Consider the following 26,495-nt stretch of genomic DNA (forward strand, 5'->3'; position numbering starts at 1 on the left):
TGAACGATCGGGTGCACCCCACCGTAGTTCATTCAGTTGCACTGTGTCATACAGAATATTGGACGTGACGTGTCGGACCTCGACCTCCTGACCCAGTCCCTCGCGCGCAACGTCAAGCGCTGGCGGACCGAGCGCGGATTCACCCTGGACACGCTCGCCGCCCGAGCGGGCGTCAGCCGCGGCATGCTGATCCAGATCGAGCAGGCCCGCACCAACCCCAGTCTCGGGACGGTCGTGAAGATCGGCGACGCCCTCGGGATCAGCATCACCACGCTCCTCGACTACGAGCAGGGACCCAAAGTGCGGATCGTCCCCGCCGAGCAGGCCGTACGGCTGTGGCACACCGACGCGGGGAGCTACAACCGGCTCCTCGCGGGCGCCGAGGCCCCTGGCCCGCTGGAGATGTGGGACTGGCGGTTGATGCCCGGCGAGAGCAGCCCGTCGGACCCGCACCCCACGGGCACGGTCGAGCTCGTGCATGTCCTGGCCGGCGAGCTCACCCTCACCGTCGACGGGGTGGAGCACCGGGTCCCCGCGGGCGCGAGCGCCTCCTTCGAGGCGAACACCCCGCACACGTACGGCAATCAGGGCACGGTACCGACGGAGATGGTCATGGCCGTCTCGGTACCGGCGGTGTCCTGAGCGGCTGTTAGCGTGCCGCCATGGACGCACCCATCGGACACTTCGACCACGCCACCCCTGCCCCCGCCGCCCTCGACGAGCTGATCCGCCCGGTCGCCGACGCCGTACGCCACTGGAGCGGCAGCGTCCCCGCCGAGCAGATCGTGTACGTCGACACCGACCCGCAGTGGGCCGACACCGCGGTCTTCGTGGAGCACTACGGCCGGGAGCTCCTCGAACAGTCGGCGAACTGTGTCGTGGTGGCCGGCAAGCGCGGGGGCGAGACCACCCTCACCGCGTGCGTGGCCCTGTCCACCACCCGGGTCGACGTCAACGGGGTCGTCCGTCGTCAACTCGGCGCGCGCAAGGCTTCGTTCGCCTCGATGGACACCGCGACGGGGGAGACCGGCATGGAGTACGGCGGCATCACCCCGATCGGGCTTCCCGCCGACTGGTCGGTGCTGGTCGACCCGGCCGTGGTCGACCTGCCGTACGTCCTGGTCGGCAGCGGACGCCGGCGGGGCAAGCTGCTGGTGCCGGGGAAGGCCTTCGCGGAACTGCCCGGTGCGGTGGTGCTCGAAGGGCTCGGCGTCGCCTGACCTCAGGCCGGCGCGTGGTGGGCGAGGGCGAGATGCGGGTCGGTCTCGCCCGGGGCCGGGGCCGGGTCGGCGTGCACCAGGGCTGCCGTGAGGCGGGGCACCGCGTGCAGCAGGGCGTGCTCGGCCTCGACGGCGACCGCGTGCGACTGACGTACCGTCATCTCCCCGTCCACCACGACCGCCACCTCCGCGCGCAGCCGGTGCCCGATCCAGCGCAGCCTCAACTCGCCGACCCCGCGCACCCCTTCGACCTCCCGCAGCGCGTCCTCGGCCCGGTCCACGAGGGCCGGGTCGACGGCGTCGAGCACCCGCCGGAACACCTCGCGAGCCGCATCGCGCAGTACCAGCGCGATGGCGGCCGTGATCGCCAACCCCACGATCGGGTCCGCGAGTTGCCAGCCCAGGGCCGAGCCGCCGGCCCCGACGAGCACGGCCAGTGAGGTGAACCCGTCGGTGCGGGCGTGCAGTCCGTCCGCCACCAGCGCGGCCGAGCCGATGTCCCGGCCCACCCGGATGCGGTAGCGGGCGACCCACTCGTTGCCCGCGAAGCCCACCAGCGCCGCCGCGGCGACCGCCGGGACGTGCGCCACGGGACGCGGATCGAGCAGCCGGTCGATCGCCACCCATCCCGCGAAGGCGGCGCTCGCGGCGATCGTCAGCACGATCACGATGCCCGCGAGATCCTCGGCACGGCCGTAGCCGTACGTGAATCGGCGGGTGGCCGCACGCCGGCCCAGCACGAAGGCGATGCCCAGCGGTACGGCGGTCAGCGCGTCCGCCGCGTTGTGCACCGTGTCGCCGAGCAGCGCGACGGACCCGGACACGGCCACGACGACCGCCTGCGCCAGGGCCGTGACCCCCAGCACCGCCAGCGAGACCCACAGGGCGCGCAGGCCGCGGGCGGAGGACTCCAGGGCGGAGTCGAGCTTGTCGGCGGTCTCGTGGGAGTGGGGGGTGAGGAGGTGACCGAGGCGGTGACGGAAGCCGTGGCGTCGGTGCTCGTGACCATGCGGATGGCCGTGGTGGTGGTCGTGGTCGCTCACGTGGTGCCCCTTCCGATGCGCGCGCTGGTGGACGTACCGCGCCCACGGAGCCATTATGTGCGTATGAGCGCACGCACGCACCTATCAACTGCACACGATGCGCACCCGCGCACCCCCGGCGAGGAACAGTTCGCCCTCGCCGCCGAGATCCTCGCGCTGCTCGGCGACCGCACCCGCCTCACCCTCCTGCACGCCCTGACCGGGGGAGAGGCCGATGTCACGACCCTCACCGAGGCATGCGGGGCGGCCCGGCCGGCCGTCAGCCAGCACCTGGCGCGGCTCAGGCTGGCCGGGCTGGTGAACACGCGGAAGGAGGGGCGCCGGGTGATCTACACCCTGCGCGACGGGCATCTGCGCCGGCTCGTCGACGAGGCCCTGAACGTGGCCGACCACCGGCTCAGCGACCGGCCGGTGCACGACTGAGGGATCAGTACGCGGCCGCCGTACCTAGATACTGCTCCGCGAAGGCCGCCGCGGCCGACGGTGAGGTGAACAGGCGGCGGAGGCGGGCGAAGGTGGTGCCCGCGCGGTACTCGTCGCCCGACGAGGTGCCGTGGTAGACCTCCGAGAGCCACTGCGAGAACTCCTGGTAGTCCCACACGCGCCGCAGACAGGCCTGCGAGTAGCCGTCGAGGCCGCTGCCGTCGTCCTTGCCGAGGTGGGCGACGAGCGCGTCGCCGAGCAGGAATGCGTCGTGCAGGGCGAGGTTCATGCCCTTCGCCGCTATGGGCGCGGTCAGATGGGCGGAGTCTCCCGCGAGGAAGAGGCGGCCGTACGTCATGGGCTCGACGACGTAGTTGTGCATGTCGAGGACGCGCTTCTCGATCAACGGGCCCTCGGTGAGCGGCGGGGTGCCTTCCGCGCCCAGACGCTGCTGGAGTTCGGCCCAGATCCGGTCGTGGGACCAGTTCTCGGGGTCGTCGCCGGGCGGACACTCCAGGTAGTAGCGGGTGACCTCGGGGCTGCGGGCCATGTGCCCGGCGAAACCGTTCGGGTGGATGCCGAACAGGACGCAGTCGGAGGACGGCGGGGCCTCGGCGAGAAGGGCCAGCCAGCCGATGCCGTAGTCGTGCCGGGCGATGTGCGTGGTCTCGGGAAGAACGGTGCGGCTCACCCCGCGGGCCCCGTCGCAGCCGGCCACGAACTCGCACTCGACCAGCCGCCGTTCGCCCGTGTCGGCATCGGTGTACGACACGGACGGCCGGGGCGTCTCCAGGTCGTGCAGCCGGACGTCCTGGACGCCGAAGCGGATCTCGCCGCCTCTCGCGTCGGCGTACTCGTGGACCAGGTCCGTGACCAACAGGGGCTGCGGATAGACGAAGTGGTGCTGTCCCGTCAGCTCGCCGTAGCCGAAGCGGAAGCGCTCGCCGGCGAAGCGGAACTCGCACTCGGTGTGCAACTGGGCGCGCTCCAGGAGGGCGTCGGCCAGACCGCGCCGCTGCAGACCCCGCACGGCCCACTCCTCGATGACGCCCGCGCGGGGCCGCTGCTCGATGAACGCGCGGGTCTCCGCCTCCAGCACGAGGCAGTCCACGCCCGCGGCCCGGAGGATGTTGCCGACCGTCAGCCCGGCGGGTCCGGCACCGACTATGACGACCGGAAAGCGCTGCGGCGCACCGGAGTTGGAGTGGGAGGTCACCGGGCCATTATGTCGGCGACGCGGTGCGGGCGGGGAGGGGCGCCGGGTGCCGGGTGCCTCAGTGTGCGGGCGCGTCGGTGACGGCGACCTCGTCGATGCTGCGCTCGATCTCCGCGGCCGGGGACGCGGTGGCCCGCGCCCAGTAGTAGATCGCGAGGGAGAAGACCGAGATCAGCAGGATGTCCCACCACAGACCGATCCGGCCCGAGCCGCCGCCGAAGCCGCCCTGCCAGGAGATCAGGCCCAGTCCCACCAGATAGACCGGCAGCCACCGGGCGGCCCTCCAGTCCAGGCGGGGCGCGTCGGGCAGGCCCTTGGCGAGGGCGTAGCGCGCGTAACCGCCGAGCAGCACATAGCCGAGGACGATCGCCGCGCCCAGCCGCCACAGGGTGTGCCAACCCGCCCAGTAGATGATGAGGTTGGCCACCACGAAGGACACCGGGGACAGGACCGAGCCGGCGGGCAGCCGGTAGGGGCGCTCGTGCTGGGGCAGGCGGTCGGCGAAGACGCCGTACGCCAGCGGGGCACCGGCGTACATCAGGACGCTCGCCGAGGTGATGAAGCTGACCAGCTGCTGCCAGCTCGGGAAGGGCAGGAAGCAGACCACGCCGGTCACGAAGGAGATCGCGAGGCCGAACCAGGGCACGCCCCGCCGGTCGGTCCGCTCGAACAGCTTGGGTGCGTAGCCGTTCCTGGACAGGCCGTAGGAGACCCGCGAGGTCGCGGTCGTGTAGATGAGACCGGTGCCGCCCGGCGAGATCACCGCGTCCAGATAGAGCACCACGCTCAGCCAGCCGAGGCCCACGAGGGTCGCCAGGCCGGCCCATGGGCCGCTGATGCCGGGGTAGTCGAGCTTCGCCCAGCCGTGCGCGAACGTGCTGTGCGGCAGCGCGCCGATGAACACGACCTGGAGCAGTACGTAGATGACCGCGCCGATCGCCACCGAGCCGATGGTCGCGCGCGGCAGGTCACGCCTGGGGTTGCGGCTCTCGCCCGCCAGCTGGATGGCCTGCTCGAAGCCCAGCAGGGCGAAGATGATGCCGCTGGTGCTGATCGCGCTCAGCACCCCCTTGGCACCGAACGGCGCGAAGCCCTCCGAGTGGAAGTTGCCCGGGTGGAAGTTGCCGATCGCGATGATGAAGATGGCCGCCAGCGGTACCGCGATCTTCCACCACGTGGCGGCGCTGTTGGTGTGCGCGAGCGCCCGTACGCCGAGGAAGTTGACGACCACGAAGACGGCCATGAGGAGTACGGCGACGAGGAGTCCGCTCGTGGTGAGCGTCTTGTCCGAGTGCTGGAGTCCCTGCGCCCACGACCAGTGACCGGCATAACCGATCATCGCCTCGACCTCGATCGGCGCCACGGTCGCCGCCTGGAGCCAGGAGAACCAGCCGAAGGACATTCCGGCGAGGCCGCCGAAAGCGTAATGCGGATAGCGGGCGGTGCCGCCCGCCACCGGGAACATTCCGCCGAGTTCCGCGTGGACGAGGGCGAGCAGCGCGATGGCGACCGCGCCGATCACCCATGAGATCACGGCCGCGGGGCCGGCCACGACGACGGCCTCCTGGGCGCCGTAGAGCCAGCCCGAGCCGATGATGGAACCCACCGAGGCCCACATGAGCCCGATCAGCCCCACGTCCCGCCGTAGGCCGCCGCCCGGTGTTCCCTTTGTCCCCGGTGCTGAATCGACGCTTACCATAAATTAGGGGGCCTCTCACGAATTACATACATTTACTGTGTGAGCGGCCCCAGATTACGAATCAACCTCCTTTGAACTAAAGGCGGTTGTCGTATATTTGACTTCTCTGCGGGGAATTCCTTGCGAGTGTTTCAGGGATTCGGGAGAGGAATCAGCCCAGGCGGGGGATCTCGATCGCAGGGCACTTGTCCATGACCATGTCCAGGCCGGCGGCACGGGTGCGGTCGTACGCGGGCTCGTCGATGACGTCGAGCTGGAACCACACCGCCTGCGCGCCCTTGGCCACGGCCTCGTCGGCGACCGCCCCCGCCAGGTCGCTGTTCACGAACACGTCGACCACGTCCACGTCGAAGGGGATGTCCGCGAGGGAGGCGTACCCCTGCTCGCCGTGCACCGTCTCCGCCTTGGGGTGGACCGGCACGATCCGCTTGCCGTGGCGCTGGAGCACCTCGGCGACGCGGTAGGCCGCGCGCCCCTGATTCGACGACAGGCCCACGACGGCCCAGGTGTCGCCGAGTTCGGTGAGGATCTTGCGGATCGTGGCTTGGTCGCCGTACACGGTAGATCTCCTTGGGAGGGGGACTTCGGCATGTGTGGGAACACCGGTTGCGGTCCTGGTCTTCCCGGCGTGTGGCCCTGGCGGGCGCTGGCCGTTCGGGGGGTCCGTTCCGCCGTGTCGCGTGGTGCGCTGCGGCGGTTGTCCGGCGCAGTGCCGACGGGGCGCAGCCTGGTGGGGGCTCAAGGCCCGGCTGCGGGTGCTCGGGGCTGTGCGCCGCAGGGTGGCGGCGGGCTGGAGGAGGTTGCCCGGGCGGCCGGCTCGGCAACCTCCGGGAGCGAGTGGGTGACTGCCGGACGGGCGTGCCCGGGCGCCCCGGCACTGCCGTGCCACCGCGGAGGCGCTGCCGGGCGCCCCGATACCATCGTTCCGCGTCGGCCCGGACGGACGGTCCGTGCGCAGGTCTCACCCGGCGGTGCGGCTGCAGGACGGGGGTACGCCCCAGGGGAGGCTCGGCCGCGCGTCGACGGGCCTTCGGCGTGCGTGGGCCGGTGGCGGAACGTACGGTGGCGGCCAGGTTTCGACCTTGGGCACGGGATGGCTGTCCGGCGGTGGTCGGAGGGTGGAGGCGGCATGGCCGAGAAGGGCGCGGAGAAGCTGCCGCGCAAGACCTACGAGAAGGAACTGCTGCGTCTGCAGACGGAGTTGGTGAGGCTTCAGGAGTGGGTGCGTGCGGAGGGCGCCCGGGTGGTCGTGGTGTTCGAGGGCCGGGACGCGGCGGGCAAGGGCGGCACCATCAAGCGGGTCGCCGAGCACCTCAACCCCCGTGTCGCCCGGATCGCGGCGCTGCCGAAGCCCTCCGAGCGCGAGCGCAGCCAGTGGTACTTCCAGCGGTACGTCGAGCACCTGCCGGCGGCCGGCGAGATCGTGCTGTTCGACCGGTCCTGGTACAACCGGGCCGGCGTCGAGCACGTGATGGGCTTCTGCACCAGGGAGGAGTACCAGCTGTTCCTGCGCCAGTGCCCGATCTTCGAGCGGATGCTCGTCGAGGCCGGGATCGTGCTGCGCAAGTACTGGTTCTCCGTGAGCGACACCGAGCAGCAGGAGCGGTTCCGCAAGCGTCTGGAGGACCCGCTGCGGCGCTGGAAGCTGTCGCCGATGGACCTGGAGTCCATCACCCACTGGGAGGCGTACTCCCGGGCCAAGGACGAGATGCTGGTGCACACCGACATCGCGGAGGCGCCGTGGTTCGTCGTGGAGAGCGACGACAAGCGCCGGGCCCGGCTGAACATGATCGCCCACCTGCTCGGCTCCGTACCGTACCGCGAGGTCCCGCCGCCGGTCCTCGAACTGCCCGAACGGCCGAGGTCGACCGGGTACCAGCGCCCGCCGCGCGACCTGCAGACCTACGTCCCCGACCACGCGGCGAGTCTCTGAGCGGAGCCGCTCACCCCTCCTCGGGCACGATCGCTACCGGGCAGGCGGAGTGGTGCAGCACCCGGTGGGCCACCCGCCCCAGCTGGAGCCCGAAGTGCCGAGGGCGGCGCCTGGCGCCCACGATCAGGAGGTCGGCGTGGTGCGAGGCGTCGACCAGCACCGCCCCGGCAGGACCCTCGACGGTTCGGCGGCGCAGCTCGGCAGTGCCGGGCGCGTCCTGGAGTGCCGAGTCCAGGGCCTCGACCGCCTGCCGCTCGTGCAGCCGGGCGGGCTCCCCGGCGAGCAGCGGGTGGTCGGTGCTCGCGCGTGCCGGGCAGCGCCAGGCCCGTATCGCCTCCACCGCCGCCCCGCGCCGCGCGGCCTCCTCGAAGGCGAAGGCCGAGGTCGTCCTGTCTCCGGCCCCGACGACGATGAGGCCCTGGCGCCCGGACCGGACCCGGTTGTCATGGCTGCCCCGGACGACGATCACCGGGCAGTGGGCGTGTCCGGCCACTGTCAGGCTCACGGAGCCCAGCAGGGCCTCGGTCATGCCGCCGCGCCCGCGGGTGCCGGTCACCAGCGCACAGGCGCCGCGGCTCTCCCGCACCAGTGCGTACTCGGGCTCCTCGAAGACCACCTCGGACGTCACCTTCAGCTCGGGATGACGGGCGCCGGCGCGCCGGACGGCACCCTGGACCACGTCCTGCGGCAGCACCCCTCCGGCGGGTTCGCCGAGGTCGTGGGCGAGAGCGGCGCCCTCGTAGCGTTCCCACAGGCAGGCGTTCACGATCCGCAGCGGCGGTCAGTTGCGGTCAGTTGCGGTTAGCTGGGGTCAGTCGTGGAGTTGTGCGGGACGACAGCGACGGGGGCGATGGAGTGGTGCAGGACGGCGTGCGTGACGGGCCCGATGTGGGTGCCGAGCGCGCCGCGGCGGATCCGGCGCCCGACCACGACCAGGGAGGCCTCGCGGGAGGCGTCGACGAGGTGGCTCGCGGGGAGCCGGGTGGCTCGGCTGGAGGGTCGAACGGCCCATGGGACGTGGCCGGGGGCGGGCGGACGCTGGCGGTAGCGGTTCCGCATCCGTCGGGAGGCACGTCATGATCACCACGCCCACGCCCAGCATGCTGCGCGCCCTGCCCGCCGAGCACCGGCAGCGGCTGATGCGCGTCGCCCATGAGGTGTCCTTCCCGCAGGGGACGCGGCTGTTCGAGGAGGGGAGCCGGGCCGACCGGTTCTGGATCATCCGGACGGGCACCGTCGAGCTCGACATGCGGGTGCCGGGACGTCGGCCGGCCGTCATCGAGGCCCTGCGGCACAACGAACTCGTCGGCTGGTCCTGGCTGTTCGCCCCGCACTGCTGGCACCTGGGTGCCGAGGCGACGAGCCCGGTGCGGGCGTACGAGTTCGACGCCACGGCCGTCCGCCAGATGTGCCGGGAGGACCCGGCCATGGGCAGCGCAGTGGCTCAGTGGGTCGGGGACGTGCTCGCCCACCGACTGCACTCCGCGCGGATCCGGCTCCTGGACCTGTACGCCCCGTACGGCTCCGGCAGCATCGTCTGAGGGAGTCGTCTGAGGGAGTCGTCCGAGGGAGAGGAGCCAGCATGCACGGCACTCCGCACACCGTCGGCGACGTCATGACCCGCACCGTCGCCGCCGTCGGCCGCACGGCCGGAGAGGGCCGGGTCGTCGGGGTCGTGTCCGAGGCCGATCTACTGCCCAAGGAGGAGTTCCGCGACAGCGACCCCGACAGCCGCACCCAGCTGCGCCGCCTGACCGACCTGGCGAAGGCCGGGGCCGTCACCGCGGAGGAGCTGATGACCTCACCGGCGCTCACCACCCGCCCGGACGCGACGCTCGCGCAGGCCGCCCGCACCATGGCCCACGCCCGGATCAAGCGGCTGCCCGTGGTGGACGAACGGGGACTGCTGCAGGGCGTCGTCAGCAGATCCGACCTGCTCAAGGTGTTCCTGCGCGACGACGAGGAGATCGCCGAGGAGGTGCGGCGCGAGATCGTGGCGTACCTCTTCCCGCCACCGGGCTCCTCGGTCCGCGTCCGGGTGGACGACGGTGCGGTGCGGCTCGTCGGCCGGGTCCGGGACACGTCCCTGATCCCCGTGGCCGCCCGTCTGGTGCGAGCCGTCGAAGGCGTGGTGGACGTGGACTTCGAGCCGGAGGGGGAGCACGGCCCGTCGGACTCCGCGGGCGCCCCGCCCGCCGGCGCGCGTTGGGCCGGTCGGCCCTAGTGCGTCCCGCCTCCCGCGCGCGATGATCGTCCTCACGGACAGCCCGAGTCCGTCCGCCACCGGGGAACGAGGGGTCGTCATGACCGAGCCAGGCACCTTCACGGAGCAGAACCCGATCCGTGTCTTCCTGCTGGACGACCACGAGGTCGTACGACGGGGCCTGACCGACCTGCTCGACGCCGAACCGGACATCTCGGTGGTCGGCGACGCCGGCACCGTCGAGCACGCCCTGGTGCGCGGCCCGGCGCTGCGCCCCCACGTGGCCGTGCTCGACGTACGCCTCCCGGACGGCGACGGCATCACCGTCTGCCGTGAACTGCGCAGCCAGATGCCGGAGCTGGCCTGTCTGATGCTGACGTCGTTCGACGACGAGGACGCCCTACTCGACGCCATCATGGCCGGGGCCTCGGGCTACGTCCTCAAGCAGATCAAGGGCTCCGACCTGGTCTCGGCGGTCCGCACGGTCGCCTCCGGCCAGTCCATGCTGGACCCCGCGACCACGGCCCGTCTGATGCGCTCCCTGCGCGCCGACCCCGTCGAGACGCCGGTGATCGCGCCCGAACTGGCGAGCCTGTCGCCCCGTGAGCGGGACATCCTCACGCTGATCGGCGACGGACTGACCAACCGCGAGATCGGCAAGAAGCTCTACCTGTCCGAGAAGACCGTCAAGAACCACATCTCCCGGCTGCTGGCCAAACTCGGCGTCCAGCGCCGCGTCCAGGCCGCGGTCCTGGCCTCGCAGCTGGAGCAGCCGGAATCGGACGACCGACCCACCAGGTGAGGGCCCGCGCCGGATCGTACGGCTCTGAGGGATGGGGCGCACGGCAGCCGGTGGCCGACCTCCTCGCGAGACGTCCGCGCTCGCCGTACCGGACCGCGTCCGCGTCCGCACCCACTCCGCGCGGGCGCGGTTGGTTGAATCCCGTAACCGTGTCCGGAATACCGGTCAGTCACCTGCGCGGCGCCCTTCGTCCGCCTACGCTCGCCCCGTGCTGCGCATCACCGACGCCCGAACCGGCGAGCCCGTCGACGCCGTCCCCGCCCGCAGGGGCCTGACCCGAGTCGAGGCCCATGTGCCGGGCTACGACGCCTCCGCCCTCCGCATCCTGCTCGTCGCCGACCTCCTCGCCCGAGCCCTGGAGATCGGCGGCACGCCCGTGTGGGCGCTGCTCACCGGCGACCGCGAACAGGCGGAGCTGCACGCGGGCGCCGCCGCCCTGGGCATCCGGCCCTTCGAGGACCGCCGGGACGTCGGCCCCGGCTGGGGCGAGAGCCAGGTCGTCCATGTCGTCGCGCAGGGCGGCGCGGCTCCGGACGGGATCCGCGTCGCCGTCGCGCCCGTCGAGACCCCGGACCTCCCGGAGGGCGCAGATCCCGCCGAGGTCCGTCTCGCCCTGTTCACCCCGTCCCGGAGCACGCCCGCACGGCTCGACGAGGCAGCCCTGGCCCAGGCCCGCGGCACCCTCCAGCGCTGGCGCCGGGCCGTCGCCGCGTGGGCCCGGCATCCGTCCCGGCCCGTCCCCGACAAGGTGCGCGGACGGCTCCGTACCGCCTGGGAGGACGACCTGGACGTACCCGAGGTGCTGCGTGTGCTGCGGTGGGTCGAGGAGTCGGACCTGCCGGAGGGCGCCCGCTTCGAGACGTACGCCTACGCGGACCGGCTGCTCGGCCTCGAACTCACCCGCGACCTGGGATCCCCGGCATGATCGCGCGCACCGGAGCCGGCCCGCTGCGCCGCCTGGTCGTGCTCCGACACGCCAAGTCCGCCTGGCCCGAGGGCGTCCCCGACCACGAACGGCCCCTCGGTCCCCGCGGCCGCCGGGACGCTCCGGAGGCGGGCCGCGTCCTCGCCGCCTCCGACCTGCTCCCCGACCTGGCCCTGTGCTCCACCGCCGTACGCGCTCGGGACACCTGGGAGCTGGCGTCCGCCCAGTGGGGCACCCCGCCGCCGGTACGCCTCGACCCCGGGCTGTACGGGGCCGACGTACCGGAGCTGCTGGCGGCCCTGCACGAGACACCTCCCGAGGTCGTGACCCTGCTCCTCGTCGGGCACAACCCCGGTCTTGAGGAGCTGGTCCTCACCCTGGCCGGGGACGGCCTCGACGACGCGCTGGACGAGGTACGGGTGAAGTTCCCGACGTCAGCGATCGCGGTGCTGGCCTGGCACGGCACGTCCTGGCGGGATCTGGCGCCGGGGACGGCGCTGCTCACCTCCGTCATGGTGCCGCGCGGGAGGAAGTGACCAGGGGAGGCCCACGCGCACGCGTGGCCGACGCCCGGGCACGGATTAGGCTGACCGGATGCCGGACGAGTACCGCACAGTGGCCCGCGCGGGTGTGCACGAGACCGAGGTCAACCGTTCCCGCTTCCTGTGCGCCCTCGCCCCGGCGGCCACCGAGCGGGAGGCCCAGGACTTCGTCGCCGCCGTCCGCAAGCAGCACTCCGACGCCACCCACAACTGCTACGCGTACGTCATCGGCGCCGAAGCCGCGATCCAGAAGGCGAGCGACGACGGCGAACCCGGCGGTACCGCCGGAGTCCCCATGCTCCAGATGCTGCTGCGCCGCGACATGCGGTACGTCGTCGCCGTCGTCACCCGCTACTACGGCGGCGTCAAGCTCGGTGCGGGCGGGCTCATCCGGGCGTACGGCGGCGCGGTCGGCGAGGCCCTGGACGCGGTGGGCACCCGCACGCGCCGCCGGTTCCGCCTCGCCACGGTGACCGTCGACCACCAGCGCGCCGGCAAGGTGCAGAACGACCTCCGCTCGACCGGCCGCGAGGTGCGGGACGTCCGCTACGGCGAGGCGGTCACGATCGAGATCGGCTTGCCGGACGCGGACGTGGAGGCGTTCCGGGGGTGGCTGGCGGACGCGACCGCTGGGACGGCGGGGTTCGAGCTCGGGGGAGAGGCGTACGGAGACGCCTAGTTGCTCTTTTCGGACATAACGCCCTTGCTTGTGTCCGGTCATGACGGGGCGATACGGGAGTAACCGCCCGTGATGTCAGACCCGGCCGTTAGGGTCGGGGATCATGAGACTGCTGCACACTTCCGACTGGCATCTCGGCCGCGCGTTCCACCGGGTCAACATGCTCGGGGCCCAGGCCGAGTTCATCGGTCACCTCGTCACCACCGTGCGGGAGCACGCGGTGGACGCGGTGGTCGTGTCGGGAGACGTGTACGACCGTGCGGTGCCGCCGCTCGCCGCGGTCGAGCTGTTCGACGACGCCCTGCACCGGCTCGCCGACCTCGGCGTGCCGACGGTGATGATCTCCGGGAACCACGACTCCGCCCGCCGCCTGGGCGTCGGCGCGGGACTGATCGGGCGCGCCGGCATCCATCTGCGGACCGAGCCCGCGGCGTGCGGGACTCCCGTGGTGCTCGCCGACACCCATGGGGATGTGGCCTTCTACGGCCTGCCCTATCTGGAACCCGCCCTGGTGAAGGACGAGTTCGGGGTGCAGAAGACGGGTCACGAGGCCGTGCTCGCCGCCGCCATGGACCGGGTCCGCGCCGACCTCGCGACGCGCGCGCCGGGGACACGGTCCGTGGTCCTCGCCCATGCCTTCGTCACCGGCGGCGAGGCCAGCGACAGCGAGCGGGACATCACCGTGGGCGGAGTGGCCGCCGTTCCCGCCGGTGTCTTCGACGGGGTCGACTACGCGGCCCTCGGGCATCTGCACGGCAGCCAGACCATCACCGAGCGGGTGCGCTACTCCGGCTCCCCGCTGCCGTACTCCTTCTCGGAGAGCGACCACCGCAAGAGCATGTGGCTGGTCGACCTGGATGCCGGGGGCGCGGTCACCGCCGAGCGCGTCGACTGCCCCGTGCCACGGGCGCTGGCCCGCATCCGCGGGTCGCTGGAGGAACTCCTCGCCGATCCGCGGCTCGTGCCGCAGCAGGAGGCCTGGGTCGAGGCGACCCTCACCGACCCGGTCCGCCCCGCCGAACCCATGGCCCGCCTCTGCGAGCGCTTCCCGCACACGCTCAGCCTCGTGTTCGATCCCGAGCGGGCGCCGGACGACCCCGACGTGTCCTACGCCCGGCGGCTGGCCGGGCGCAGCGACCAGGAGATCGCCGAGGACTTCGTGGCCCACGTGCGCGGGGCCGGGCCCGACGAGCGCGAACAGGCCGTGCTGCGGGACGCGTTCGACGCCGTGCGGGCGGACGAGGCCGTGCGGGAGGTGGCGCGGTGAGGCTGCACCGGCTGGACATCACCGCCTTCGGGCCGTTCGGCGGCACCCAGACGGTCGACTTCGACGAGCTGTCGGCGGCCGGACTGTTCCTGCTGCACGGTCCTACGGGGGCCGGCAAGACCTCCGTGCTTGACGCCGTCTGCTACGCGTTGTACGGCTCGGCACCGGGGGCCCGGCAGAGCGGCCAGGGGACGGCACTGCGCAGCGATCACGCCGCCCCGAGCACCCGCACCGAGATCCGTCTCGAACTGACCGTCGCGGGACGCCGGTTGGAGATCACCCGGCAACCGCCCTGGGAGCGCCCGAAGAAGCGCGGTACCGGCACGACGCTCGACAAGGCGCAGAGCTGGCTGCGCGAGTACGACGGCGCCGCCGCGGCCTGGAAGGACCTGAGCCGGTCCCACCAGGAGATCGGTGAGGAGATCACCCAGCTGCTCGGCATGAGCCGCGAGCAGTTCTGCCAGGTCGTGCTGTTGCCCCAGGGCGACTTCGCGCGCTTCCTGCGGGCCGACGCCGAGGCGCGCGGCAAGCTGCTGGGACGGCTCTTCGACACCCACCGGTTCGCCGAGGTCGAGAAGCGGCTGGCCGAGCGGCGCCGCGCGGCCGAGGCGCAGGTGCGCGAGGGTGACGCGGCCCTGCTGGCCGACGCGCACCGCATGCAGCAGGCGGCCGGCGGCGCCATGGAGCTGCCCGAGCTGACGCCCGGTGAGCCGGGGCTTGCCGAGGCCGTCCTGAGCGCGGCCGCCGTGGCCCGCAGCACCGCCCGCGAACAGCTGACGATCGCCCACTGCGGGCTCGGTGCCGCCGAGTCCGCCCAGGCCGCCGCCGAGCGTGCGCTGGCCGACGTACGCGAAGTCGACCGGTTGCAACGCCGGTTCGCGCAGGCACGCGAGCGGGCCGCGCTGCTGGAGGAGCGGGCCGACGGCTACCACCAGGCGCAGGCCCGGATGGAGCGGGCCCGCAAGGCGGAGGCGGTGGCGCCCGCACTGGAACTGCGGGAGGCGGCCGAGGCCGAGCACCGGCGGGCCGCCGAAGCCGAGACACGCGCGCGTGAGCTGCTGCCGGCGACCTTCGTGGACGCGGGCGCCGCCGGACTCGCCGCCGCCGCACGCCGGACGGCCGAGGAGCTCGGCGGACTGGACTCGGCCCGGCGCGCCGAGCAGCGGCTCGCCGAACTCGTACGCGAGCGCACCGAGCTGGACAGCGAGGAGCGGTCCGACGAGGACGTCCTCCACGAGGCCGAGGCCTGGCTCGCCGGGTGGGAGGAGACCCGCGCGGGGCTCCAGCAGGGCGTCGAGTCCGCCCAGGAGGCGGCCACCCGCGCCGAACAGCTGGCCGTGCAGCGCGAGCCCGCCCGCAAGCGGCTCGCCGCCGCTCGTCAGCGCGACCAGTTCGCCCGGGACACCGACGACGCCCAGCGGCAGGTCATCGACGCGACGGACCGTGCGCAGCAGGCCCGCGCCGACTGGCTGGACGTCAAGGAGCGGCGGCTGAACGGCATCGCCGCCGAGCTGGCCGCACAGCTCACCGACGGCGAGCCCTGCGCGGTCTGCGGCGCCACCGAGCACCCCGCCCCCGCCCGCAAGGACGCCGGGCACGTCGACCGGGAGACCGAGGAGCGCGCGCTCGCCGGCTCGCAGCGCGCCGACGAACAGCGGGCCGAGGCCGAGCGCCGCCTCGCCTTCGTCCAGCGGGCGCTGGCCGCCGCCCAGGGCGAGGCCGGCGACACCTCCACCGAGGAACTCGCCCTCCAGGTGGACGACTTGGAGCGCGAGTACGCAGAGGTCCGCACCCTCGCCTCGGAACTGCACACCGCGACGGAACGGCTGCGGCAGGCCGAGCGGGAGCGCGAACGACGGCTGACTGCCCAGCAGGAGGCCGCCGTGCGCACCGCCACCCGCGGCGCCCGCCGGGAATCCCTGGACCGGGAACGAACGACCCTGGAAGCGGAGTTGGCCGAGGCGCGCGGTGCCGCCGACAGTGTGGCCGCCCGCGCCGCCCAGCTGGAGCGGCAGACCGCGCTGCTCACCGACGCCGCCGACACCGCGCGCGCCGCCGAGGACACCGCCCAGCGGCTCAAGGACGCCGACGCCCGCCTCGCCGACGCCGCCTTCCGGGCCGGTTTCGAGACCCCGCGGGCCGCGGCCGCCGCCCTTCTCGACGACGCGGCCCACCGGGACCTCCAGCACCGGCTCGACGCCTGGCAGGCCGAGGAGTCCGCCGTGCGGGCCGTGCTCGCCGAGGCCGACACCGCCGAGGCGGCCCGGCGTCCGGCCGCCGACGTCCTCGCGGCCGAGCGGGCCGCCGCCGACGCGAGCCGCCGGGTCCGCGAGGCCGCCTCCGCACGCGACGCGGCCGCCCGGCGCTGCGCCGAACTGGACCGGCTCTCGGCCCGCTCGGCCACCGCACTGGGACGGCTGGCGCCGCTGCGCGAGGAGTACGACCGGGTGGCCCGGCTGTCCGCCCTGGCCGCGGGCACCTCCGCGGACAACGAACGCAAGATGCGGCTGGAGTCCTATGTCCTCGCGGCCCGCCTGGAGCAGGTGGCGGCCGCCGCCACCGTGCGCCTGCAACGCATGTCGTCCGGCCGTTACACCCTCGTCCACTCCGACGACCGCACCGGCCGGGGGCGCAGCGGACTCGGACTGCACGTCGTCGACGCCTGGACCGGACGGGAGCGGGACACGGCCACCCTCTCGGGCGGCGAGACCTTCTTCGCCTCGCTCGCCCTGGCGCTCGGCCTCGCGGACGTCGTCACCGACGAGGCGGGCGGGGTCCGGCTCGACACGCTCTTCATCGACGAGGGCTTCGGCAGCCTCGACGACCAGACCCTGGACGAGGTCCTCGACGTCCTGGACTCACTGCGCGAACGCGACCGCAGCGTGGGCATCGTGAGCCATGTCGCCGATCTGCGCCGCCGAGTCCACGCGCAACTGGAGGTCGTCAAGGGCAGATCGGGATCGGCGCTGCGGCAGCGCGGTCACTGACCGAGGGGGCGCCGGGGGAGCGGTGAGGAGTAGACGACGCTGGTCGTGACCGAGCCCAGCGTACCGATCTTTCCGGACACCTCCTCCAGGTGCCGCATCGAGCGGGCGGCGACCTTGATGACGAAGCAGTCGTCGCCGGTCACGTGGTGCGCCTCCAGGATCTCGGGCGTCACGGCGACCAGGTCGTGGAAGGGCTTGTAGTTGCCGTTCGGGTAGCGCAGGCGGACGAACGCGAGGATCGGCAGGCCCAGCCGCTCCGGGTCGACGACCGCCGCGTACCCCTGGATCACGCCCGCCTCCTCCAGTCGCCGCACCCGCTCGGTGACCGCGCTCGCGGACATCGAGACGGCACGGGCGAGCTCGGCGAAACTGGCCCGGCCCTCCCGCTGGAGGACATCGAGGATGCGCCAGTCCGTGGCGTCCGGGGAATACGCGGTCATGCCCGAGAAATAGCAGGGGAATCCCCGGTCGAGCAAGACCGGCGCCGTGGAATCCCCCTTCAGGCCGGTGATCGGCGCCCGTAGATTTCTGGCCATGACGACTACCGACTCGCTCACCTCGAACCCCGTCCTGCGCGTCGCCCCCGCCGCCCCGGCCGAGGCCGCCGCCCACTTCCGCGCAAGCCTGGTCTTCCACGCCGACGTGTCCGACGTCGCCGCCGCGCTCGCCTCGGGCGGCGACCCCGGCTTCGTGGTCCTCGACTCCCGCTCCACCGCCGCCTGGGACCAGGGGCATATCCCGGGCGCGGTCCATCTGCCCACCGCTCTCATTCCCGCGCAGGCCGAACAGCTCCTCGACCGGTCCGTGCCCGTGGTGACGTACTGCTGGGGCCCCGGCTGCAACGGCGCGACCCGCGCCGCCCTCGCCCTCGCCGAACTCGGCTACCAGGTCAAGGAGATGCTCGGCGGGTTCGAGTACTGGGTGCGCGAGGGCTTCGCGTACGAGACCTGGGAAGGCCGGGAGCGCCGCGCGGCCGATCCGCTCGCGGCGCCGGTGGATGCTGAGAACTGCGGTTGCTGAGGCGCGAGTTGAGCGGTCGCCACGGGTGGTGCCGCCGGGCGTGCAGGTACTTGCGCCATGGTGCGGTACGCGGATCCCGGCGTCCAACTCGACGCGTTTGCGCAGCGCGCAGGAACTTCTCCCGCAGAGGTGCGAGGGTGGTGAACGTGGACTGATCCGGTACGCCACCACGTACCGCGCACCCCGCCCGGCAGCCCCAGTGAGCTGCCGGGCGGGGTGTCTTCTGCTCCGGGCCTGTCTCAGGCCGGATCTGTGCCCGTCCTCGGGACAACAGCCGCCGCGACCGGGGCGACGGCACCTACGCCTTTCGGCGACCGGGACTGCATCCGGGTCGGCTCCGACCACGTCAGTGAGAAAGTCCGCACTGATGGGCCTGCCCCAGGTCGACCTGTTCATCTGCGGCGTCCCCGGTCCAACCTCGGTCCCGCCCAGCCACTGCCCGGACCCGTACCGAGCCGGGTTCTTTGCACAGCCGTGGCCCAACACGTGGCTGCGGATACGGTGTCCGAGACCGCGGAAGACCAGACGCAGCGCCAGCCCCGGTCCTGGTCCTCCCGGTACATCCGAAGGCGCGCCACTCGGCTCCGCTCCCTTCGCCCGCCCTCCCGCCCGACGCATGCGCCTGAGCCGGGCCCGTGGTCGCGTTGCTCAGCCCAGCGCGATTGCGGTCCACGACACCGGCGGCAGCTCGATGCTGAGCAGCCCGTCGGACAGGATCGCGCTCGGGTTCGCGTGCGGGGTCACGCGGTTCTGTTCCGCGAGCGTGTTCTTGGCGTACACGTCGGCGTCGGCGAGCGTGACCGCCTCGGTGACGTGCGTCGAGCCGAGGCTCCGGACGTCGATCGTGACCTGCGCGGGCTCTTGCAGGTCACGGTTGACGAGGAAGACCGCGGCCCGGTCCTCGTCGGCGGTGGCGACGGCGTCGATGAGGGATGCCTCACCGTGGCGTGCGGTGTCGTACACCGGTGCCTGGATCAGGGGTCGGATCACCTCGCCCGAGGCGAGTCGGCTCGTGATGGAGAACGGGTGGAAGGTGGTCTGCCGCCAGGCAGGGCCGCCGGGCTCGGTCATGATCGGCGCGATCACGTTGACCAGTTGCGCGAGCGAGGCCGAGGTGACGCGGTCGCTGTGCTTGAGCAGCGTCATCAGCAGGTTCCCGACGACGACGGCGTCTGCCACCGAGTAGACGTCCTCCAGCTGGCGGGGGGCGTGCCGCCACTCGTCGTTGACCTCGTCGGACTCGGCGTGCTCCTTCTGGTACCAGACGTTCCACTCGTCGAACGAGATGTTGATCTTCTTGCTGGAGCGCTTCTTGTAGCCCACGTGGTCGGCGGTCGCGACGACGGTGTCGATGAAGTAGTCCATGTCGGTCGCCGAGGCGAGGAAGGAGCCGAGGTCGCCGTCGTGCTCCTGGTAGTAGGCGTGGCAGGAGACGTAGTCGACGTGGTCGTAGGTGTGCTCGAGCACCGTGCGCTCCCAGTCGCCGAAGGTCGGCATCCCGGAGTTGGAGGAGCCGCAGACCACGAGTTCGAGGTCCTTGTCGGCCATCTTCATCGCGCCGGCGGTACGGGCGGCGAGCTTGCCGTAGTCGTCGGCCGTCAGGAAGCCGGTCTGCCAGGGGCCGTCCATCTCGTTGCCGAGGCACCACATGCGCACGTCGTGCGGCTCCGGCGTGCCGTTGGCGACACGCAGGTCCGACAGCGCCGTACCGGAGGGGTGGTTGGCATACTCGAGCAGGTCCAGGGCGGGCTGAATGCCCCGCGTGCCGAGATTCACCGCGAGCATCAGCTCGGAGTCGATGAGTTTGAGCCAGTGGGCGAACTCGTCCAGGCCGACCTGGTTCGACTCCAGCGAGTGCCAGGCGAGGTCGCGGCGTACCGGGCGCCGGTCGCGCGGGCCGACCGAGTCCTCCCAGCGGAAGCCGGAGACGAAGTTGCCGCCCGGGTAGCGGACGGTCCTGGTGCCCAGCTCCCTGACCAGTTCGACGACGTCCATACGGAACCCGTCGTCGTTCGCGCTCGGGTGTTCCGGCTCGTAGAGCCCGGTGTACACGCAGCGGCCCAGGTGTTCGACGAACGAGCCGAAGGTGCGGCGTCGGACGGGAGCGATGACGGCCTGCTTGTCGAGAATGACGTGGGCGCGGGGCAATTCAGTGTTCCTTTGCGGTTCAGGACGTGGGTGGGGCAGCGAACGCGCTACTTGACGGCGCCTGCGGTCAGGCCCTTGCGCCAGAACCGCTGCATGCTGATGAAGGCGACGAGCAGGGGGATCAGTGACAGGAACGCACCGGTGATCGGCAGCAGCGGCGGCACTCCGCTGGCGAACTCCGCGCGCCACTGCACCAGGCCCACCGTGACGGGCTGCAGTGAGGGGGTGTTGAGCATGAGCGAGGGCAGCAGGTAGTTGTTCCAGATGCCGACGAACTGGAACAGGAAGACGGTCACCAGTGCCGGGGACATCAGCGGCAGGGCGATCCGGAAGAAGGTGCGCTGTTCGCCTGCTCCGTCGAGCCGTGCGGCCTCAAGGAGTTCGTCCGGGACGGACGCCGCGGCGAAGATCCGGCACAGGTAGACGCCGAACGGGCTGACACAGCTGGGCAGCAGCACCGACCAGTAGGAGTTGGTGATGTCGAGCTTGGCCATGAGCAGGAACAACGGCAGGGCGAACATCGGCGCCGGGATGAGAACCGAGGCGAGGATGACGTTGAACACGCTTTCCCGGCCGCGGAAGTCGAACTTGGACAGCGCGTAGCCGCCCATCGCGGACAGCAGGGTGCCGACGGTGGCGCCGACGAAACTGTACAGCGCGCTGTTGGCGAGCCAGGTGGAGAAGATGCCGCCCTCGAAGCTGAACACGTCTCTGATGTTGGTGACCAGGTCGAAGTGGGAGAACCACAGCGGCGTACCGGTATAGAGGTAGCCCGAGGCCTTGGTCGAGGAGACGAACAGCCACCACAGCGGGATCAGCGTGTACAGGGCCATCAGGCCCAGCATGCCGTTGACGACGACCTTGCTCGCCATGTCCGTGCCGCGGCGGGCCGGTCGGGTCGGGCGGTCGGCCGAGATCACGCTCATGCCATCGCTCCCTTGCGCTGGTTGTACTTGAGAAAGCCGAACGAGAGCACGAGGGTGATCACCGCGAGCACGACGGACTGGGCGGCGGCCAGGTTCTGGCCGCCCACGTCCATGCCCAGGGTCGCGTTCATGATCGGGGAGAACTTCGGGTCGACGCCCGGGATGCGCGCGCTGACCAGCACCGCCGGCTCGGTGTACAGCTGAGCCGTCCCGATGATGGAGAAGATCGTGGTCAGCACCAGCGCGGGACGTACCAGCGGGATCTTCACCGCCCACGCCAGGCGCCATCCGGAGCAGCCGTCGAGCGCGGCGGCCTCCATCACCTCCGCCGGGATCGTCTGCAGCGCGGAGTAGATGATCAGCATGTTGTAGCCGGTCCAGCCCCACGTGATCATGTTCCCGATCGAGAACGGGACCCACGACGGCGACAGGAAGTCGATGCCGATCCCGAGGTGGGACAGCGGTCCGGTGAACGGCGAGAGGTCTTTCGCCAGGAGGAAGGACCACATCAACGCGGCGATCGCACCCGGCAGCGCATAGGGCAGGAAGAACGTGAGCCGGTAGGTCTTCCGCAGCCGGGCCGAGCGGGAGTCCAGCAGGAGCGCGAGCAGGAGGGCCAGGCCGAGCATGACCGGGACCTGGACGCAGCCCAGCAGCACGACCCGGACGATCGACGCGGTGAAGTCGTGGTCGCTGAAGGCGGCGACGTAGTTGGACAGTCCCGCGAACTCCGTGGACTGCGTACCGCCGAACAGCCCGGCGCGGTGGACCTTGAAGAAGCTCTGGTAGATCGCGTACCCGATCGGCGCGACCATCATGGTCAGGAAGAGCACCGCGAACGGTGCCAGGAAACCGGACGCGGTCAACGCGCTGCGGCGGCTACTGCGGCGGGGCCGACGGGCGGCGGAGGCGCGGCGGGTGGCCGCGGGCGCCGGCCGCGGCGGTGGCTCGGTCCGGGTGCTGCTGGGACTGCTCATGGAGACCTCGCTGGGCGGTTCGTCGTCAGGGAGCGGGTCCCCGCGGCGCCGGGTACCGGCGGCCGCGGGAACTCTTCGGGGCGGCTGGGGTCCGCTGCCTCAGCCGTTGGTCACCGACAGGCCGAGCTTCTTGATCGCGGCGACGGTCGAGGCCTGGACCTTGCTGACCGCGTCCGGCAGGGTGTCCTTGCCCATGGCGCCGGTGAGGTCCGTCTGGACCTGCTGATAGGTCGGGCCGTTGGTCCAGGTGCTGGGCACCTGCGCGGCGGACGCCTTGAACACGTCACCGACCTTCTGGCCGCCGAAGTACGGGTCGCCTCCCGTGAGCGCGGGGTCTTCCTGTCCGGCCTTCGACGCCGGGTACAGCCCGCTTTCGATGCCCGTCTTCACGGCCTGCGGGTCACTGGACAGGAAGTCGGCGAACTGCACGGCCTCGCGGGGCGTCTTGCACCCGGACATCACCGAGGTGGCCGAGCCGCCGTTGCTGGAGCTCTTGCCGTCGCCCGCCTCCCAGGTCGGCATCGGGGCGACCCGCCACTTGCCGGACAGGCCCTTCAGGTCCGACTTCAGGCCGCCGGCGGCCCAGGACGCGTTGACGAACGTCAGCACCTTGCCGGCGGTGGCGGCCTTGTCGAACTTCGGGTCCCAGGCGTTGCCGGACTTCTGCACCAGACCCTTGTCCTTCAGGCCCTCCCAGAATTCGGCGACCTTGCGGGTGCCGGGGTTGTCGATGCTGACGGTCCAGCTGTCTCCCTTGACCGAGTACCAGGACTGGCCGGTCTGCAGGGTGTAGGCCGCCAGGTCGTTGCCCTCGCTGGGCGCGTTGCCGAACTTCACGCTCGGATCGGCGGCGGCGACCTTCTCGGCGTCGGCCTTGTACTCGGCCCAGGTGGCTGGCGGCTTGGTGATGCCGTACTTGGCGAACAGGTCCTGGCGGTAGAAGAGGACCATCGGGCCGACGTCCACCGGGATGCCGTAGATCTTGCCGCCGACGCTGGAGGCGGAGACCGCCGACGGGGCGTACTTGGCCATGTCGGCGCTCGCGTACTTCGTGATGTCCATGACCGTGTCCTTCACGAGCATGGACGGGACGGCCTGGTACTCGATCTGGGCCAGGCACGGGCCCTCGCCTGCGGTGATCGCGTTGCTGATCTGGGTGTAGCCGCCTGTGCCGCCCGACGGGATCTTCTTGAAGACGACCTTGGTGTCCGGGTGGGAGGTGTTCCACTGGTCGACGATCTTCTCGTAGCCGGCCCAGCCCCAGAACTGCATCGTCACCGGCCCGGCCTGGCTCTTCTCGGGGCCGGCGGAGGTGTCCTTGCTGCTGCTGCACGCGCCGAGGCCGGCTACGAGGAGCGCCGCGGTGGTGAGTGTCAGGAGTCTGCGGGTGCGTATGGTGGAGCTGTTCATGTGAGGAGCCTTCTGTGACAGGGGCGGACTTGCTGGATGTGCCGGTGGGCGGGCGGGCAAGGCCCGCCTACCGGCAGGTGCCGAACTCCACGCCGAACGCGGTGGTGACCGCGGCCAGGACGTCCGGTGCCGACGGGCCCGGACCGCAGGCCGCGCTGCCCAGACCGTGGTGCGCGTGGTCGAGGTGCAGATGGAGTCGGCCGTCGGGGACCAGGTCGTGCTGGTGGGCCGCGGCGGCCAGGGCTTCGGTACTCCAGGGGCGAACGGTCAGGTCGGTGACCGGGGCGCCGGTGAGGAGCAGGGTGCCGTCCGGGGTGGTGATCCTGGCGCGGCGGACTTGGTGGCGGTTGCCGTTCTCCTGCGGGCGGACCTGAGGGGTCTGCATCGCCGAGACGGTCGACCGGTGGCGGCCGACGCGAGCCGCGGCGCGGGAGTCGCGGTAGGCCTCACCGGGACCGGGACCGAACCACTCGACGTCGGCGTCGGTGCCGGGCAGCGACATCGCGACGCCCAGTCGGGGCAGCGGCATCGGCCAGGGGCCGTCGGGGGTGACGACGGTCTCCAGCCGGAGCCGGGCCTGGTCGGCATGCGGTGTGTCGCGGGCCGACCAGTGGTAGACGACGCCGAGGCCGGACGAGGACCCCGCGGCGGCGAGGCGGGCGATGACCGTGAGTCCCGACACGTCGGGCTCGACGCTCAGGACGTCGTGGCGCATCCGGTGCAGTCCGGCGGCGAACCAGGCGTCGGCCTGCGGCACCCCGAAGGCGCTGAGCAGGTCGTTGTCGAGCGGGGCCCGCCAGATGTCCAGCCTCGGACCGTCGAGCTCCAGGTCGCCGAGCCGGACCAGCACCCCGCTGCGAGCATCGAACCGCGCGGGCCCCAGTTTGATGTACCCGTCGTGGGCGATCGCCGGCGCCGGTGTGAACGGGACGGACGCGGCGGTAGGAGCCACGACCAATCGCTGGGCCCAGGCGATCTCGTGACCGGCCCCGGCCCAGCTCTCGTCGGCGGCGAGCACCGCGGTCACGGTCAGCCACACCTCGTCGCCGGAGTCGTTCTTGCGCGCCGCGTCGAGCGCGGCGGTGACCTCGGTCGGCCATGCGACGGTGGTCGTCGCGCCCGCGGCGGTCGCGGGCACGCTCAGAGCGCCGGAGCCCACCGGCTCGCCGCCGTCCTCGACGGTCCACCGGAAGTCCAGGTAGCCGCTGTCCCGGACATGGTGCAGGTTGTGCACGCCGATCTGCCGCGTCGACGGGCCGATGTGGATCCGGACCGGTTCGATGACCTTCTTGTACTCGACCAGGCCCGGCGACGGCGTGCGGTCGGGAAAGAGCAGCCCGTCGGCGACGAAATTGCCGTCGTGGACCTCCTCGCCGAAGTCGCCGCCGTAGGCGTAGAACGAGTGGGGATCCTCCCGCCCGGTGAGTCGGGCGATCCCGTGGTCGATCCACTCCCAGATGAATCCACCGGCCAGGCGCGGATGTGCCTCGATGACCTGCTGGTACTCGGACAGCCCACCGGGGCCGGTGCCCATGGCGTGCCCGTACTCGCACAGCACGGCCGGCAGGGCGCGGCGGTGTGCGTCGTCGGCCGGATCAGCCGTCGGTGCCTCCTGGCCGCGGCCCACGGCGGACAGCTCGTCCACGCCGATGTACATGCGGGAGTACAGGTCGACGTACGCGCAGCTCGCGAAGTCGCCCTCGTAGTGGATCAGGCGGCTGTCGTCGCGCTGCCGGATCCAAGCGGCCGAGGCGGCCAGGTTGGCGCCGGTGCCGGACTCGTTTCCCAGCGACCAGACGATGACCGAGGGATGGTTCTTGTCGCGTTCCACCAGCCGCTCGGCCCGGTCCAGGTAGGCCTCGCGCCACCCGGGATCGTCGCTGGGATTGCGCCGCCAGCCGCCGGGTTCGAAGCCGTGCGTCTCGAGGTCGCCCTCGCAGAAGACCCACAGGCCGTGCTCGTCGCACAGGTCGAGGAAACGATGGTCGGGCGGGTAGTGGCTGGTGCGCACCGCGTTGATGTTGTGCCGCTTCATGAGCAGCACGTCGGTCAGCATGGTGTCCTCGGTCAGCGTCCGCCCCGTCAGGGGATGCCATTCGTGGCGGTTGACGCCCCGCAGGGAGATCGGGCTGCCGTTCACGGTCAGGACACCGTCCACGACGGCCACGGTGCGAAAGCCGATGCGCAGCGGTATGCGCTCTCCAGCCTCGGACAGCAGTTCCCCCGCGTACAGGCGGGGCTGCTCGTCCGACCAGGGCTCGATGCCGTCGATCAGGTGCGGGCCGGCCGGATCGGCGGCGGATATGCCGAGTTCCGGCACCGAAAGTGTCACCGGGGTGGGGGCGGTGACGTCGACGGCCAGCGTCCCCTGTCCCGTCGTGCGGTCGTAGGCGGTGTGGACGAAGAAGTCCTCGACACCGCGCGCGGCCACGGAAACCGACCGGAAGATCCCGGACAGCCACCACATGTCCTGGTCTTCCAGGTAGCTGCCGGACGACCACTGGTGCACGCGGACCGCGAGTACGTTCCGGCCGGGCCGCAGACCGGCGGAGACGTCGAACTCGGTGGTCAGGCGGCTGCCCTTGCCGTCACCGAGTCTGATCCCGTTGAGCCACACCGCGAACGCGGAGTCGACGCCCTCGAACCGGAGCACCGCAGCCGATGCCGGGAACCCGTCCGGAACGTCGAACTCGCGGCGGTACTCGCCGGTCGGGTTCTGCCGGGGCACCCGCGGCGGGTCGACCGGGAACGGGTACAGGATGTTGGTGTAGGCCGGGGCACCGTAGCGCAGCTCGCCGGGCAGGCCGGTCATCTGCCAGCAGGACGGCACGGCGAGCAGGTCCCAAGCCGTGTCGTCGAAGTCCGGCGCGGCGAAGTCCCCGGTGAGGTCGTCCAGCCCCGACGCCAGTCGGAATCTCCAGTCGCCGTCGAGCGCGATCGTGGGCAGGTCGGAAGCGAACGCGGCGCGCGGCCGCAGCCGTCCGGTGCCCGGCGACCGGTCTTCGACGTAGGCGTAGGGGTCGAGGTCTGTCATCAGGTGAGGTGCTTTCTGTCGGAACTCGTAGCGGTGACGTG

The 26,495-nt window shown here is 71.8% G+C and carries 23 protein-coding genes and 2 pseudogenes; 13 read left to right on the plus strand and 12 right to left on the minus strand.

Annotated elements, in window-relative coordinates; translation table 11 throughout:
- Positions 1 to 69: 69 nt before the first annotated feature.
- Positions 70 to 642 (plus strand): helix-turn-helix domain-containing protein, encoded by a 573-nt coding sequence (locus tag RKD20_RS37260; protein ID WP_424881536.1) that lies wholly within the window; start codon positions 70 to 72, stop codon positions 640 to 642.
- A gap of 20 nt (positions 643 to 662) precedes the next feature.
- Complete coding sequence (locus RKD20_RS37265) at positions 663 to 1,220, plus strand: YbaK/EbsC family protein (protein ID WP_424881537.1); 558 nt, start codon at positions 663 to 665, stop codon at positions 1,218 to 1,220.
- A gap of 2 nt (positions 1,221 to 1,222) precedes the next feature.
- Here RKD20_RS37265 and RKD20_RS37270 read toward each other — a convergent pair whose 3' ends face one another.
- Complete coding sequence (locus tag RKD20_RS37270) at positions 1,223 to 2,263, minus strand: cation diffusion facilitator family transporter (RefSeq protein WP_424881538.1); 1,041 nt, start codon at positions 2,261 to 2,263, stop codon at positions 1,223 to 1,225.
- Positions 2,264 to 2,326: 63 nt separating this feature from the next.
- Here RKD20_RS37270 and RKD20_RS37275 point away from each other — a divergent pair, with 63 nt between their 5' ends.
- Positions 2,327 to 2,686 carry an ArsR/SmtB family transcription factor gene (locus tag RKD20_RS37275; protein WP_424881539.1) on the plus strand — a complete coding sequence of 120 codons (360 nt, stop codon included), beginning with the start codon at positions 2,327 to 2,329 and terminating at the stop codon, positions 2,684 to 2,686.
- 4 nt (positions 2,687 to 2,690) lie between these two features.
- Here RKD20_RS37275 and RKD20_RS37280 read toward each other — a convergent pair whose 3' ends face one another.
- The 3 genes from RKD20_RS37280 to RKD20_RS37290 all read right to left on the minus strand — a co-directional run bounded on the left by RKD20_RS37280 (position 2,691) and on the right by RKD20_RS37290 (position 6,160).
- Positions 2,691 to 3,902, minus strand: coding sequence for a 4-hydroxybenzoate 3-monooxygenase (locus RKD20_RS37280; RefSeq protein ID WP_424881540.1), 1,212 nt, complete (start codon positions 3,900 to 3,902; stop codon positions 2,691 to 2,693).
- Positions 3,903 to 3,960: 58 nt separating this feature from the next.
- Positions 3,961 to 5,601 (minus strand): APC family permease, encoded by a 1,641-nt coding sequence (locus tag RKD20_RS37285; RefSeq protein WP_424881541.1) that lies wholly within the window; start codon positions 5,599 to 5,601, stop codon positions 3,961 to 3,963.
- A gap of 151 nt (positions 5,602 to 5,752) precedes the next feature.
- Complete coding sequence (locus RKD20_RS37290) at positions 5,753 to 6,160, minus strand: CoA-binding protein (protein ID WP_424881542.1); 408 nt, start codon at positions 6,158 to 6,160, stop codon at positions 5,753 to 5,755.
- A gap of 570 nt (positions 6,161 to 6,730) precedes the next feature.
- Between RKD20_RS37290 and ppk2 the strand changes: the two genes are divergently transcribed.
- Positions 6,731 to 7,534: a polyphosphate kinase 2 gene (gene ppk2 / locus RKD20_RS37295; RefSeq protein ID WP_424881543.1), complete on the plus strand. Its 804-nt coding sequence runs from the start codon at positions 6,731 to 6,733 to the stop codon at positions 7,532 to 7,534.
- 10 nt (positions 7,535 to 7,544) lie between these two features.
- On the opposite strand, the pseudogene RKD20_RS37300 reads toward ppk2, so the two are convergent.
- Positions 7,545 to 8,312, minus strand: a pseudogene (locus tag RKD20_RS37300) (universal stress protein); the annotation flags it as partial.
- A 23-nt stretch (positions 8,313 to 8,335) separates the two neighbouring features.
- Positions 8,336 to 8,509, minus strand: a pseudogene (locus RKD20_RS37305) (universal stress protein); the annotation flags it as partial.
- A 101-nt stretch (positions 8,510 to 8,610) separates the two neighbouring features.
- Here RKD20_RS37305 and RKD20_RS37310 point away from each other — a divergent pair.
- From RKD20_RS37310 to RKD20_RS37345, 8 genes are all read left to right on the plus strand, one after another.
- Entirely contained in the window at positions 8,611 to 9,075 is a 465-nt protein-coding gene (locus RKD20_RS37310) for a cyclic nucleotide-binding domain-containing protein (protein ID WP_424881544.1), read from the plus strand.
- Positions 9,076 to 9,116: 41 nt separating this feature from the next.
- A complete protein-coding gene (locus RKD20_RS37315; RefSeq protein ID WP_424881545.1) occupies positions 9,117 to 9,758 on the plus strand; it encodes a CBS domain-containing protein in 642 nt (213 codons plus the stop codon).
- A gap of 79 nt (positions 9,759 to 9,837) precedes the next feature.
- Entirely contained in the window at positions 9,838 to 10,539 is a 702-nt protein-coding gene (locus tag RKD20_RS37320; protein ID WP_424881546.1) for a response regulator, read from the plus strand.
- Between the two features lie 208 nt (positions 10,540 to 10,747).
- Positions 10,748 to 11,464, plus strand: a complete 717-nt coding sequence (locus RKD20_RS37325) for a hypothetical protein (RefSeq protein ID WP_424881547.1) — start codon at positions 10,748 to 10,750, stop codon at positions 11,462 to 11,464.
- Positions 11,461 to 12,000 carry a SixA phosphatase family protein gene (locus RKD20_RS37330; protein ID WP_424881548.1) on the plus strand — a complete coding sequence of 180 codons (540 nt, stop codon included), beginning with the start codon at positions 11,461 to 11,463 and terminating at the stop codon, positions 11,998 to 12,000. Before RKD20_RS37325 ends, RKD20_RS37330 begins: the two co-directional genes overlap by 4 nt.
- Positions 12,001 to 12,058: 58 nt before the next feature.
- Entirely contained in the window at positions 12,059 to 12,685 is a 627-nt protein-coding gene (locus RKD20_RS37335) for a YigZ family protein (protein WP_424881549.1), read from the plus strand.
- A gap of 103 nt (positions 12,686 to 12,788) precedes the next feature.
- On the plus strand, positions 12,789 to 13,952 hold the full coding sequence (locus RKD20_RS37340; protein WP_424881550.1) for an exonuclease SbcCD subunit D: 1,164 nt from the start codon (positions 12,789 to 12,791) through the stop codon (positions 13,950 to 13,952).
- On the plus strand, positions 13,949 to 16,939 hold the full coding sequence (locus RKD20_RS37345; protein ID WP_424881551.1) for an AAA family ATPase: 2,991 nt from the start codon (positions 13,949 to 13,951) through the stop codon (positions 16,937 to 16,939). The genes RKD20_RS37340 and RKD20_RS37345 overlap by 4 nt, the downstream gene beginning before the upstream one ends.
- On the opposite strand, the gene RKD20_RS37350 is transcribed toward RKD20_RS37345, so the two are convergent.
- Positions 16,933 to 17,379 carry an Lrp/AsnC family transcriptional regulator gene (locus tag RKD20_RS37350; RefSeq protein WP_424881552.1) on the minus strand — a complete coding sequence of 149 codons (447 nt, stop codon included), beginning with the start codon at positions 17,377 to 17,379 and terminating at the stop codon, positions 16,933 to 16,935. The genes RKD20_RS37345 and RKD20_RS37350 overlap by 7 nt on opposite strands.
- A 94-nt stretch (positions 17,380 to 17,473) precedes the next feature.
- Here RKD20_RS37350 and RKD20_RS37355 point away from each other — a divergent pair, with 94 nt between their 5' ends.
- A complete protein-coding gene (locus tag RKD20_RS37355; RefSeq protein WP_424881553.1) occupies positions 17,474 to 17,959 on the plus strand; it encodes a rhodanese-like domain-containing protein in 486 nt (161 codons plus the stop codon).
- 648 nt (positions 17,960 to 18,607) lie between these two features.
- On the opposite strand, the gene RKD20_RS37360 is transcribed toward RKD20_RS37355, so the two are convergent.
- The 5 genes from RKD20_RS37360 to RKD20_RS37380 all read right to left on the minus strand — a co-directional run bounded on the left by RKD20_RS37360 (position 18,608) and on the right by RKD20_RS37380 (position 26,454).
- On the minus strand, positions 18,608 to 20,107 hold the full coding sequence (locus tag RKD20_RS37360; RefSeq protein ID WP_424881554.1) for an alpha-N-arabinofuranosidase: 1,500 nt from the start codon (positions 20,105 to 20,107) through the stop codon (positions 18,608 to 18,610).
- A 47-nt stretch (positions 20,108 to 20,154) separates the two neighbouring features.
- Complete coding sequence (locus RKD20_RS37365; protein WP_424881555.1) at positions 20,155 to 21,033, minus strand: carbohydrate ABC transporter permease; 879 nt, start codon at positions 21,031 to 21,033, stop codon at positions 20,155 to 20,157.
- The gene (locus RKD20_RS37370) at positions 21,030 to 22,010 is read right to left on the minus strand and encodes a carbohydrate ABC transporter permease (protein ID WP_424881556.1); all 981 of its coding nucleotides are present in this window, start codon (positions 22,008 to 22,010) and stop codon (positions 21,030 to 21,032) included. The genes RKD20_RS37365 and RKD20_RS37370 overlap by 4 nt, the downstream gene beginning before the upstream one ends.
- 99 nt (positions 22,011 to 22,109) lie before the next feature.
- Positions 22,110 to 23,420, minus strand: a complete 1,311-nt coding sequence (locus tag RKD20_RS37375) for an ABC transporter substrate-binding protein (protein ID WP_020134918.1) — start codon at positions 23,418 to 23,420, stop codon at positions 22,110 to 22,112.
- Positions 23,421 to 23,487: 67 nt separating this feature from the next.
- On the minus strand, positions 23,488 to 26,454 hold the full coding sequence (locus RKD20_RS37380; protein ID WP_424881557.1) for a glycoside hydrolase family 2 TIM barrel-domain containing protein: 2,967 nt from the start codon (positions 26,452 to 26,454) through the stop codon (positions 23,488 to 23,490).
- Between the last annotated feature and the right edge of the window lie 41 nt (positions 26,455 to 26,495).

Source organism: Streptomyces sp. SLBN-8D4, assembly GCF_049739545.1.
GTDB lineage: Bacteria > Actinomycetota > Actinomycetes > Streptomycetales > Streptomycetaceae > Streptomyces > Streptomyces canus_C.